9 protein-coding genes are annotated in these 12,736 nt (G+C 62.3%); 6 read left to right on the top strand and 3 right to left on the bottom strand.

Features of this window, described 5'->3' with window-relative positions:
* Positions 1-15: 15 nt before the first annotated feature.
* Complete coding sequence (locus QCE58_RS09590) at positions 16-1,542, bottom strand: efflux transporter outer membrane subunit (protein WP_250521171.1); 1,527 nt, start codon at positions 1,540-1,542, stop codon at positions 16-18.
* Between the two features lie 75 nt (positions 1,543-1,617).
* Positions 1,618-2,133, bottom strand: coding sequence for a MarR family winged helix-turn-helix transcriptional regulator (locus tag QCE58_RS09585; RefSeq protein ID WP_008349239.1), 516 nt, complete (start codon positions 2,131-2,133; stop codon positions 1,618-1,620).
* Positions 2,134-2,474: 341 nt separating this feature from the next.
* Here QCE58_RS09585 and typA point away from each other — a divergent pair, with 341 nt between their 5' ends.
* From typA to QCE58_RS09555, 6 genes are all read left to right on the top strand, one after another.
* Positions 2,475-4,301, top strand: coding sequence for a translational GTPase TypA (gene typA / locus QCE58_RS09580; RefSeq protein ID WP_008349240.1), 1,827 nt, complete (start codon positions 2,475-2,477; stop codon positions 4,299-4,301).
* 334 nt (positions 4,302-4,635) lie between these two features.
* Positions 4,636-7,494 (top strand): 2-oxoglutarate dehydrogenase E1 component, encoded by a 2,859-nt coding sequence (locus QCE58_RS09575; protein ID WP_008349241.1) that lies wholly within the window; start codon positions 4,636-4,638, stop codon positions 7,492-7,494.
* 84 nt (positions 7,495-7,578) lie between these two features.
* Complete coding sequence (odhB, locus tag QCE58_RS09570; RefSeq protein WP_008349242.1) at positions 7,579-8,883, top strand: 2-oxoglutarate dehydrogenase complex dihydrolipoyllysine-residue succinyltransferase; 1,305 nt, start codon at positions 7,579-7,581, stop codon at positions 8,881-8,883.
* 89 nt (positions 8,884-8,972) lie between these two features.
* Positions 8,973-10,403, top strand: coding sequence for a dihydrolipoyl dehydrogenase (gene lpdA, locus QCE58_RS09565; RefSeq protein WP_008349243.1), 1,431 nt, complete (start codon positions 8,973-8,975; stop codon positions 10,401-10,403).
* Between the two features lie 82 nt (positions 10,404-10,485).
* Entirely contained in the window at positions 10,486-11,583 is a 1,098-nt protein-coding gene (gene zapE / locus QCE58_RS09560; protein WP_034473201.1) for a cell division protein ZapE, read from the top strand.
* A gap of 143 nt (positions 11,584-11,726) precedes the next feature.
* Positions 11,727-12,119 (top strand): transposase, encoded by a 393-nt coding sequence (locus QCE58_RS09555; RefSeq protein WP_309779474.1) that lies wholly within the window; start codon positions 11,727-11,729, stop codon positions 12,117-12,119.
* Between the two features lie 78 nt (positions 12,120-12,197).
* Here QCE58_RS09555 and QCE58_RS09550 read toward each other — a convergent pair whose 3' ends face one another.
* A complete protein-coding gene (locus tag QCE58_RS09550; protein ID WP_034473199.1) occupies positions 12,198-12,659 on the bottom strand; it encodes a DUF2147 domain-containing protein in 462 nt (153 codons plus the stop codon).
* Between the last annotated feature and the right edge of the window lie 77 nt (positions 12,660-12,736).

The following is a 12,736-nucleotide window of genomic DNA, read 5'->3' as shown; positions in this document are numbered from 1 at the left end:
TGTTCTTGTGGGCGCTTAGTTCGACGGCGTGGCCTGATTGGCGGCCTGCGTCGTCGTCTGACTTTGTCCGCTGCCGTCGATCGCGAGATTGCTGCTCGTCGCGTCGAATCCGCCGCCGAGCGACTTGATCAGCGCGATCTGCAGATCGGTGCGCTTCAGGCGCAGATTCGTCACGGTCTGCTCGTTGGCGAGGCGGTTTTCGTCGGCGTTGAGCACCTGCAATTGCGGCGACAGGCCGGCCTTGTAGCGGATCACGGCGAGCTGATACGCGCTCGACGCCGCCGCGAGCGCGCGCTGGGCGTCGGCCATTTGCTTGTCGAGCGAGCGGATTGCGGAGATGTTGGTCGCGACATCGTTCATCGCGTTGATGAGCGTCTGGTTGTAGTTCGCGACGTCGCCTTCGAAGTCCGCGTAACGGCCTTTCAACTGCGCGCGCAAGGCGCCGGCGTCGAAGATCGGCAGATGGATCGCCGGACCGGCCTGGATCTGGCGGCTGCTCGCCTGCAGGAAGCGGCTCCAGCCGAACGCGTCGAAACCGAAGGCCGCCGCGAGGTTGATGTCCGGGAAGAACTCGGCCTTCGCTTCCTTGATGTTGTGGGTCGCGGCTTCGACCTGCCAGCGCGCGGCGACGATATCCGGGCGGCGCGCGACGAGATCGGCGGGCACGTTGTCGGGCAGCGTCACGTTGACGTTCGGGTCGATCACGGGTTTCGCGATCTTGAGGCCGCGATCCGGGCCTTTGCCGAGCAGCGCCGCGAGCTGATAGCGGACGGTTTCGATCTGGCCGTCGAGTTCCGTCGAGTTCGTCTGGCTGGTCGCGACGTTGCCTTCCGCCGTTCGGCGCTCGACGTTGGTGTCGAGCCCGGCCGCGACACGCCCGTTCGTGATGCGTCCGACGTCCTGACGGTTCGCGATTTCGCGTTGCGCCACGTCACGCAGCGCGTAGAGCAGCGCGAGCTGGTTGTACGTGCGCGCGACCGACGCCGCAAGCGTCACGCGCGCCTGCTGCATGTCGGCTTCGGCGGCTTTCTGCTGCGATACCGCCATGTTGAGGCGCGAGCGGTTCTTGCCCCACAGATCCAGTTCCCACGACGCGCTCGCGAGCACGTTGTTCTCGCTGAACCACGTCCCGCCATAAGGCGGCGGGAAGAGGGCGTTGGCGGAATAGAGTTCGCGCGTCCACGAATACGAGCCGGTGACCTTCGGATAAAGCGCCGAGCGCGACGTCTCGATATACGACGACGCCTTCGCGATGCGCGCTTGCGCCTGCGCGATGCTCGGATTGTCGGCGAGCGCTTCGTCGATCAGTTGCGGCAGTTGCGGATCGCCGAACTGCTTCGCCCAGTCGAGCGTGGGCCATTGGCCGCCTTGGCCCGGCACGCTTTGCGTGGCCTCGAAGTTTTCCGGCGCGGCGATCTGCTTGTCGCTCGAAATGCCCGAATAGTTCGCGCAGCCGGCGAGCGCAAGCGCGGCCACCGCGGCGGCGACGGCGCGCTTCGCACGGCTTTCGCCGCGCATAGCGGACAGGAAGTGCTGGTTCATATCTCGTCTCTCGAGATGCAAATTAAAGGTGGACGTTGCAATCTTTTTGTAGGGTTGCGATGACGTATTTGCTTGTCATCGCAATGACGTACCAGGCTTATCGTTGCCGCCCAGCAGTGGCGCGACGGATGGATCGCACGAGTTCGCGAGAATCCGCCGCAGCATGCTTTTGAGGAAGCCGACTTCCTCCGGCGTGAAACCGGCAAGCAGGTTGTCCAGTACGCGCGTGAAGATGGCGGGTATCTTTTCCGCGGTCGCGTGACCTTCGTCCGTCAGCGCGAGGCGCACGACGCGCCGGTCTTCCTCGCTGCGCACGCGCGAAAGCAGGCCACGCTTTTCCAGTCTGTCGATGAGACGCGTGACCGCGCTCGCATCGATGCCGTATTCGCGGGCAATATCCGCCGCCGTCAGGCATTTGCCGACCGCCAGCATGAACAGGATGCTTGCCTGCGTGCTCGTGATGCCCAGTTCGGACGTCGTGTGTTGCGTGACCATGTTCCACATGGTCGAGCGGACCCGGCTGATCAGATAGCCGACGCTCTCGGCGAGCACGTAGTCGCCGATCGCCGCGGATTTCGGAGCGTCGCTCATAAGAATATTTGTGCGATTGCAATAGTTGACTAGGCAGGATTATAGGGAGGCGTTTCGCGGCGTGCAAGGATCTTTTCTGAATATGCTTAACAATCCGCCCGCGCCCGGCCTGCGGTTCGTCGCGACCCGACGCCGCGGACATGCGGCGGTTGCTGGCCCGATTTACGGGTTGAGTCCTATTGCCAGGTTTAGACATCCGTGCGTGATATACTCTTCGGTTCTCACCGCGCCGGGCCCGCGTAGTCATGCTTGCATGACGCTTTCCAGAGGGGGCTTGCCGAGCCACGGAGTCTCGCAACAGAAGGGACTCGCTCTTACGGCGCACAACCAAGACACTTTCTATGACTCGCGCCCTCCGCAATATCGCCATCATTGCCCACGTCGACCACGGCAAGACCACGCTCGTCGACCAGTTGCTCCGCCAGTCGGGCACCTTCCGGGAAAACCAACAGGTCGCCGAGCGGGTCATGGACTCGAACGACATCGAAAAGGAACGTGGCATCACGATCCTGGCGAAGAACTGCGCCGTCGAATACGAAGGCACGCACATCAACATCGTCGATACGCCGGGACACGCGGACTTCGGCGGTGAAGTGGAGCGCGTGCTGTCGATGGTCGATTCCGTGCTGCTGCTCGTCGACGCCGTCGAAGGCCCGATGCCGCAAACGCGCTTCGTCACGAAGAAGGCGCTCGCGCTCGGCCTGAAGCCGATCGTCGTCGTCAACAAGGTGGACCGTCCGGGCGCGCGTATCGACTGGGTGATCAACCAGACCTTCGATCTGTTCGACAAGCTCGGCGCGACCGAAGAGCAGCTCGACTTCCCGATCGTCTACGCGTCGGGTCTCAACGGCTTCGCCGGCCTCGAACCCGATGTCCGCGAAGGCACGATGCGCCCGCTGTTCGAAGCCATTCTCGAACACGTTCCCGTGCGTCCGGCCGATCCGGACGGTCCTTTGCAGCTTCAGATCACGTCGCTCGACTACAACTCGTACGTCGGCCGTATCGGCGTGGGCCGTGTCGCGCGTGGCCGTATCCGCCCGGGCATGCAGGTCGCCGTGCGCTCGGGTCCGGACGGCGCGATCCTGAATCGCAAGATCAATCAGGTGCTGTCGTTCCACGGCCTCGAGCGCGTGCAGGTGGAAGAGGCGCAGGCTGGCGATATCGTGCTCATCAACGGTATCGAGGAAATCGGCATCGGCGTGACCATCTGCTCGCCGGACAATCCCGAAGCGCTGCCGATGATCACCGTTGACGAGCCGACGCTCACGATGAACTTCCTCGTGAACTCGTCGCCGCTCGCAGGCAAGGAAGGCAAGTTCGTGACGAGTCGCCAGATCCGCGATCGTCTGACGAAGGAACTGAATCACAACGTCGCGCTGCGCGTGAAAGACACCGGCGACGAAACGACGTTCGAAGTGTCGGGCCGCGGCGAACTGCATCTGACGATTCTCGTCGAGAACATGCGCCGTGAAGGTTACGAGTTGGCCGTGTCGCGTCCGCGCGTGGTGCTGCAGGAAATCGACGGCGTGAAGTGCGAGCCGTATGAAAACCTGACGGTCGATATCGAAGACCAGCATCAGGGCGGCGTGATGGAAGAGCTCGGCCGCCGCAAGGGGGAAATGCTCGACATGACCTCGGATGGCCGTGGCCGCACGCGTCTCGAGTACAAGATTTCGGCGCGCGGGCTGATCGGCTTCCAGAGCGAGTTCCTGACGCTCACGCGCGGCACGGGCCTGATGAGCCACACCTTCGATTCGTACGCGCCGGTGAAGGAAGGCTCGGTCGGCGAGCGCCGTAACGGCGTGCTGATCTCGCAGGACGATGGCGCTGCTGTCGCCTATGCGCTGTGGAAGTTGCAGGATCGCGGCCGCATGTTCGTGTCGCCGGGCGATGCGCTCTATGAAGGCATGATCATCGGCATTCACAGCCGCGACAACGACCTGGTCGTGAATCCGATCAAAGGCAAGCAGCTGACGAACGTGCGCGCATCGGGCACTGACGAAGCCGTGCGTCTTGTTCCGCCGATCCAGCTTTCGCTCGAATACGCGGTCGAGTTCATCGACGACGACGAGCTCGTCGAAGTCACGCCGCAGTCGATTCGTCTGCGCAAGCGTCATCTGAAAGAACACGAGCGTCGCCGCGCAAGCCGCGAAGCCAACGCCGAATAAGCTGCGCATGCATCTGTGAGCAACGTCGGAACAAAAGCCGCCTTCGGGCGGCTTTTGTCATTCTTCGGCGCGCTGCACGAGACCCTTGCTTATCTCAGAATAGCCCGCACATCCTTGTTGCGTAAAGGATGGCGAGGCGACGACGAGGCGAGGGCACATGCGGCGATACGTCATATGACTATTCGTTCTGTGCTATGCTTCTCGGATTAGCTGTCGCTTTTTAGGTCCTTCCAAGCAGACTTGATTCGCGCAATCCGCTAAACGGTCAGGCCGTGGCGCGGAAGGTTTCGTAACCCGCACTTCCTCGAGAAACTCGAAGAAAGGTGAGCGTAAAATGATGAAGCAATTCCAGTCGAACTCTTATCTGTTCGGCGGTAATGCTCCGTACGTCGAAGAGTTGTACGAGCAATATCTCGATAATCCCGCGTCAGTGCCCGAGACCTGGCGCGCCTACTTCGACGCGTTGCAGAACGTGCCCGCTTCGGACGGCACGGCTCACAACGACGTGGCTCACGGCCCCATCGTCGAATCTTTCGCTCAGCGCGCGAAGGCGAACGCCTTTCTGCCGCGCGAAAGCACCGGTGATCTGACCACCGCGCGAAAGCAAGTCTACGTCCAATCGCTGATCGGCGCGTATCGCTTCCTTGGCACGCAATGGGCCAATCTCGATCCGCTCAAGCGCCGCGAGCGTCCCCCCATTCCCGAACTCGAACCCGGCTTCTACGACTTCACCGAAGCCGACATGGATCAGGTGTTCAACGCGAACAACCTGTACTTCGGTTTCGAGCAGGCATCGCTGCGCGACATCGTCAAGGCGCTGCGCGACACGTACTGCGGCACGATCGGCGCCGAGTTCATGTACATCAGCGATCCGGAACAGAAGCGCTGGTGGAAGGAGCAGCTCGAGTCGATTCGCTCGACGCCGAATTTCTCGAACGACAAGAAGAAGCACATCCTGAATCGCCTGACGGCTGCCGAAGGCCTCGAGCGTTTCCTGCACACCAAGTATGTCGGCCAGAAGCGCTTCTCACTGGAAGGCGGCGAGAGCTTCATCGCGTCGATGGACGAAGTCGTGCGTCACGCGGGCAAGAACGGCGTGCAGGAAATCGTCATCGGCATGGCGCACCGCGGGCGTCTGAACGTGCTCGTCAATACGCTCGGCAAGATGCCGGCGGACCTTTTCGCCGAATTCGAAGGCAAGCACGTCGATGACCTGCCGGCCGGCGACGTGAAGTACCACAAGGGCTTTTCGTCGGACGTCGCCACGGAAGGCGGCCCGGTTCACCTGTCGCTCGCATTCAACCCGTCGCACCTCGAAATCGTGAATCCGGTGGTCGAAGGCTCGGCCAAGGCGCGTATGGATCGTCGCGGCGACGAAGAAGGCCTGCAAGTGCTGCCGGTGCAAGTGCACGGCGACGCGGCCTTCGCGGGCCAGGGCGTCGTGATGGAAACGTTGAACCTCGCGCAGACGCGCGGTTACGGCACGCACGGCACGCTGCACATCGTCATCAACAACCAGATCGGCTTCACGACGTCGGATCCGCGCGATGCGCGCTCGACGCTGTATTGCTCGGATGTCGTCAAGATGATCGAGGCGCCGGTGCTGCACGTGAACGGCGACGATCCCGAAGCCGTCGTGCTGGCGACGCAGCTCGCCATCGACTTCCGCATGAAGTTCCACAAGGACGTGGTCGTCGACATCATCTGCTTCCGCAAGCTCGGTCACAACGAGCAGGACACGCCGGCGGTCACGCAGCCGCTGATGTACAAGACGATTGCGAAGCATCCGGGCACGCGCGCCGTCTACGCCGAAAAGCTGGTGCAACAGGGCGTCATCACGGCCGAGGAAGCGGACAACTTCGTCAAGGAATATCGTCAGGCGATGGACGAAGGCCATCACACGATCGATCCGGTGCTCTCGAACTACAAGAGCAAGTACGCGGTCGACTGGGTGCCGTTCCTGAACCGCAAGTGGACCGACGCGGCCGACACGGCGGTGCCGCTCGCGGAACTCAAGCGTCTGGCCGAGCGCATCACGACCATTCCGGAAAACTTCAAGGTTCACCCGCTCGTCGAGCGCGTCATCAACGACCGCCGCGCGATGGGTCTCGGCGAGGCCAAGCTCGACTGGGGCATGGGCGAGCACCTCGCGTTCGCATCGCTGGTCGCATCGGGCTATGCCGTGCGTCTGACGGGCCAGGACTCGGGCCGCGGCACGTTCACGCACCGCCACGCCGTTCTGCACGATCAGAACCGCGAGCGCTGGAACGACGGCACGTACATTCCGCTGCAGAACATCGCGGAAGGCCAGGCCAAGTTCACGGTGATCGACTCGGTGCTGTCGGAAGAAGCGGTGCTCGGTTTCGAGTACGGTTATTCGACCGCTGAACCGAACACGTTCGTCGCGTGGGAAGCGCAGTTCGGCGACTTCGTGAACGGCGCGCAGGTCGTGATCGACCAGTTCATCTCGTCGGGCGAAGTGAAGTGGGGCCGTGTCTCCGGTCTCACGATGATGCTCCCGCACGGCTACGAAGGTCAGGGTCCGGAGCACTCGTCGGCGCGTATCGAGCGTTTCCTGCAACTGTGCGCGGATCACAACATGCAAGTGGTCCAGCCGACGACGCCGGCGCAGGTTTTCCACCTGCTGCGCCGTCAGATGATCCGCCTGTTCCGCAAGCCGCTCATCATCTTCACGCCGAAGTCGCTGCTGCGTCACAAGGAAGCCGTGTCCGATCTGTCGGAACTGGCGAAGGGCTCGTTCCAGCCGGTCATCGGCGAAACGGACGAAGCCATCGAGGCGAAGAAGGTCAAGCGCGTGATCGTGTGCTCGGGCCGTGTCTATTACGACCTCATCGCGCATCGCCGCGAAGCGAAGAGCAACGATGTCGCGATCGTGCGTATCGAGCAGCTGTACCCGTTCGCGCACAAGCAGTTCGACGCGGAACTCAAGAAGTACGAGAACGCGACCGAAGTCGTGTGGGTGCAGGACGAGCCGCAGAACCAGGGCGCCTGGTTCTACGTCGAGCACCATCTGCGCGAAGGCATGCGCGAAGGCATGAAGCTGGCCTACAGCGGCCGTCCTGCATCGGCATCGCCGGCGGTCGGCTACTACGCGAAGCACTACGAGCAGCAGAAGGTGCTCGTGGAAGGCGCGTTCGGCCGCCTCAAGGGCGCGCAGGTCATCGCGAAGTAAGCATTGCTTGATCGAAACCGGGCGAACGGACGTTCCCCGGTTTCGCTGCTCGTACACACAGACACGCATCAGGAAAATACAGAAATGGCTATCGTAGAAGTCAAGGTTCCCCAGCTTTCCGAGTCGGTCTCGGAAGCGACCATGCTGCAGTGGAAGAAGAAGCCGGGTGAGGCTGTCGCCCAGGACGAAATCCTCATCGAAATCGAGACCGACAAGGTCGTGCTCGAAGTGCCGGCTCCGTCGGCCGGCGTGCTGGCGCAAGTCATCAAGCACGACGGCGATATCGTCACCGCCGACGAACTCATCGCCAAGATCGACACCGAAGCGAAAGCGGGCGAAGCGCCTGCCGCCGTCGCCGCTGCCGGCGACGCCGAAGTGAAGCCCGCGCCGGTCGCGGAAACCGCCGCTGCCACGTCGGCTCCGGCTGCTGCGCAAGCATCGGCGGGCGGCGCCGCATCGCCGGCCGCGACGAAGATCTTGGCCGAGAAGGGCGTGTCGGCGGATCAGGTGTCGGGCTCGGGCCGCGACGGCCGCATCACGAAGGGCGACGCGCTCGCCGCTCAAGCCGGCGCACCGGCTGCCGCACCGGCCAAGCCCGCCGCCGCACCGGCTCCGGCCGCCGCGCGCGCCGCGAAGCCGTCGCTGCCGCAAGTCAGCGCACCGGCATCGGCCGATCAGTGGCTGAAGGACCGCCCGGAACAGCGCGTGCCGATGTCGCGTCTGCGTGCGCGTATCGCCGAACGTCTGCTCGAATCGCAGCAAACCAACGCCATCCTGACGACGTTCAACGAAGTCAACATGGCGCCGGTCATGGATCTGCGCAACAAGTACAAGGACCGCTTCGAGAAGGAACACGGCGTGAAGCTCGGCTTCATGTCGTTCTTCGTGAAGGCCGCCGTCCACGCGCTGAAGAAGTTCCCGCTCGTGAACGCATCGATCGACGGTAACGACATCGTCTATCACGGCTACTTCGACATCGGTATCGCGGTCGGTTCGCCGCGCGGTCTCGTCGTGCCGATCCTGCGCAATGCGGATCAGATGAGCCTCGCCGACATCGAGAAGAAGATCGCCGAATTCGGCCAGAAGGCGAAGGACGGCAAGCTGTCGATCGAAGAAATGACCGGCGGCACGTTCTCGATCTCGAACGGCGGCGTGTTCGGCTCGATGCTCTCGACGCCGATCATCAACCCGCCGCAATCCGCGATTCTCGGCGTGCACGCGACGAAGGAACGCGCGGTCGTCGAAAACGGCCAGATCGTGATCCGTCCGATGAACTACCTCGCGCTGTCGTACGACCACCGCATCATCGACGGCCGCGAAGCCGTGCTGTCGCTGGTCGCGATGAAGGACGCGCTGGAAGATCCGGCTCGTCTGCTGCTGGACCTGTAATACAAGCTTAGTTGCCTCGATGCGCGCGATAGGCTCGCGCGCATCGCAAGAGGCTGCTCCGCAAAAGCGGAGACACACCAAGGAAAGTCATGTCCAAAGAATTTGATGTCGTCGTGATCGGCGCGGGCCCTGGCGGCTATATCGCGGCGATTCGCGCAGCGCAGCTCGGCAAGTCGGTTGCGTGTATCGAGAAGTGGAAGAACCCGGCAGGCGCATTGAAGCTCGGCGGCACGTGCCTGAATGTAGGCTGCATTCCGTCGAAGGCGCTGCTGGCGTCGTCGGAAGAATTCGAGAATGCGTCGAAGCATCTGGCCGATCACGGCATCAGCGTGTCGGACGTGAAGCTCGATGTGTCGAAGATGCTCGCGCGCAAAGACGGCATCGTCGAAAAGATGACGAAGGGCATCGAGTTCCTGTTCCGCAAGAACAAGATCACGTGGCTCAAGGGTCATGGCAAGTTCACCGGGAAGAACGCGGCCGGCGTGCAGATCGAAGTGTCGGGCGAAGGCGAGACCGAAGTCGTCACGGCGAAGAACGTGATCATCGCGACGGGTTCGAAGGCGCGCCATCTGCCGAACATTCCGGTCGACAACAAGCTGATCGCCGACAACGAAGGCGCGCTGTCGTTCGATTCCGTGCCGAAGAAGCTCGCCGTGATCGGCGCGGGCGTGATCGGTCTGGAGCTCGGCTCGGTGTGGCGTCGTCTCGGCGCGGAAGTGACCGTGCTCGAAGCGCTGCCGCAATTCCTCGGCGCGGCGGACGAGTCGCTCGCGAAGGAAGCCGCGAAGCAGTTCAAGAAGCAGGGTCTCGACATTCACCTCGGCGTGAAGATCGGCGAAGTGAAGACGAGCGCCAACGGCGTTTCGATCGCTTACACGGACAACGCAGGCAACGCGCAGACGCTGGAAGCGGATCGTTTGATCGTGTCGATCGGCCGCGTGCCGAACACCGATAACCTCGGTCTGGAAAGCATCGGCCTGAAGGCGAACGAGCGCGGTTTCATCGACGTGGATGATCATTGCGCGACGAGCGTGCCGGGCGTGTACGCGATCGGCGACGTGGTGCGCGGCCCGATGCTCGCGCACAAGGCGGAAGACGAAGGCGTGGCGGTGGCGGAGATCATCGACGGTCAGAAGCCGCACATCGATTACAACTGCGTGCCGTGGGTCATCTACACGGAACCGGAAATCGCGTGGGTCGGCAAGACCGAGCAGCAGCTCAAGGCCGAAGGCCGCGAGATCAAGACCGGCCAGTTCCCGATGATGGCTAACGGCCGCGCGCTCGGCATCGGCCGTGCCGAAGGCTTCGTCAAGATGATCGCGGACGCGAAGACCGACGAAATCCTCGGCGTGCACGTCATTGCTGCGGACGCGTCGGATCTGATCGCGGAAGCGGTCGTGGCGATGGAGTTCAAGGCGGCGTCGGAAGATATCGGCCGCATCTGCCATCCGCATCCGTCGCTGTCTGAAGTGATGCGCGAAGCGGCGCTCGCCGTCGACAAGCGCGCGTTGAACATGTAATACCGTTTGCCTTGGCAGTAAGGCAGCACAACAAAGGCGAGCGGGTTGATCCGCTCGCCTTTGTCACATCGAACGGCCGAAGATGAACGTCACCGAATACTACGAAAACGAACTGCGCACGCGGGGTTATCAATCGGACGAGGCGCAGCTCGCGGCGGTCGCGCGTCTTCAACAGTGCTATGAAGAGTGGGTCGCGTACAAGGCGCGCCGCTCGAACGCGCTCAAGAAGTTTCTCGTGCGTCCCGAGTTGCCGCGCGGCGTCTACATGTGGGGCGGCGTCGGGCGCGGCAAGAGCTTCCTGATGGACAGCTTCTATGCGGTCGTGCCGGTGCAGCGCAAGACGCGTCTGCATTTTCACGAATTCATGCGCGAGGTGCATCGCGAACTGGAGGAGCTGAAAGGGCAGTCGGATCCGCTGGACGAACTCGCCAAACGCATCGCGAAGCGTTATCGGCTGATCTGTTTCGACGAGTTTCACGTCTCCGATATCGCCGACGCGATGATCCTGTATCGCCTGCTCGACCGTCTTTTCAAGGCCGGCGTGCAGTTCGTGATGACGTCCAATTACCAGCCCGACACGCTGTATCCGGAAGGGCTGCATCGCGATCGTCTTCTGCCCGCGATCGAGCTCATCAAAGAGCATCTCGACGTGCTCAACGTCGATGCCGGCACCGATTACCGCAGGCAAACGCTCTCGACGGTGAAGGCGTATCACACGCCGCTTGGTGCGTCGGCGAGCGAGGCGTTGCGTGCGGATTTCGCGAAACTCGCGGCCGTGCCCGACGAAAGCCCGATCCTGCACATCGAGAAGCGCGAGATCAAGGCATTGCGCAAAGCCGACGGTGTCGTTTGGTTCGACTTTGCGACGCTATGCGGCGGCCCGCGCTCGCAGAACGACTATCTCGAACTGGCGAACCGCTTTCACGCGGTCATCTTGTCGGACGTGCCGCAAATGACGCCGCGCATGGCATCGGAAGCGCGCCGCTTCACCTGGCTCATCGACGTGTTCTACGACCACAAGGTCAAGCTGCTGATGTCGGCGGCCGTGCCCGCGGAAGAACTGTACGTCGAAGGGCCGATGGCCAACGAGTTCACGCGCACGGTGTCGCGTATCGTCGAGATGCAGTCGAAGGAATATCTGGAGGCGCCGCGCCGCGTCACCGATATTTCGCTGACCTAATACGAGTATCAAAAATCTGCGGTAGGCCAATCGGCATAAGGTTTTGCGAGCAATTTCAAGATTCGGACCACTCCGATTTGCTGGCTTTCGGGTACTCGGTATCGTCGATACCGGTTATCAGTCAGTAAATTGGAGAAACTACCGTGAAGCCCTATCGCGACATGTCCGACGAAGAATGGCAGATGGTTGCACCGCTGCTTCCCGAACTGCGTCCGCGTTCGGAGTTGCGGGGCCGGCCGCTCGCCAATACCCGCGCCGCGCTCAACGGTGTGCTCTGGGTCATGTACAGCGGGGCGTCATGGTCCACGCTGCCGCGCAAATATCCGTCGTATCAGACGTGCCATCGGCGCTTCAAGGCGTGGCACGAATCGGGCGTCCTGCTGCGCGTCATGACGCAGTTGTTCGGGCCGGCCGGCGAATCGCTCTATGCGTTGATGACATCGCGCATGCGTGTGCCGGGGGAATTCAAGCCGGAAGAGCCGAACCTGCCCGCCGAAGCACAAGCGGAAGAGGCGCAACATCGTCACGCCGCATGATTGCTCGAAGCGTGCTCGCGAGATGAGCAAAGCCGGTCGAAGATCGACGTCTTCGACCGGCTTTGTCTTTATATAAAGCTATTGCTGGCGCACCCAGGTTTGCGAGCGCCCCAGCAGCGAAACGCCGATATACCCGCGCACGACGAGCTTCTTGCCACCGTCTTCGAGTTTCATCTTGCACTTGTAGAGCTTGCCGCTGTCCGGGTCGAGAATCTGGCCGCCTTCCCACTCGTCGCCGTCCTGGCGCATGCCGGTGATGATCGTCATGCCCTTGATCAACTGATCCTTGCGTTCGTCCGTGCAGGCCGTGCAGCGCCGTTCCGGATGATCGAATTCGCCGATGCCACGCACGACCTTGCCCGACAACTGCCCGTTGCCGTCGTCGGCGATCTGGATGATCGCTTTCGCTTTGCCGGTCTGATCGTCGATGGTCTGCCAGGTGCCGACGGGCGTCGCCTGCGCGAAAACGCTCGCGGCGAAAGTGGCGCACAGCGCGCCGAGCGTCACGCGTGCACCGCGCGAGCCGATGAAACGGGTCATGTCGTCTCCTTGTCGTGAACGGCCGAGCATACGAGAAAGCGACCGTTCCCGTCTGAGAAGAATCGTTCTAGACGCGC

The sequence above is a fragment of the Caballeronia sp. LZ028 genome (assembly GCF_031451415.1).
Classification (GTDB): domain Bacteria; phylum Pseudomonadota; class Gammaproteobacteria; order Burkholderiales; family Burkholderiaceae; genus Caballeronia; species Caballeronia zhejiangensis.
The sequence above is the reverse complement of the archived record's forward strand: the minus strand, read 5'-3'. Positions and strand labels throughout refer to the sequence as shown.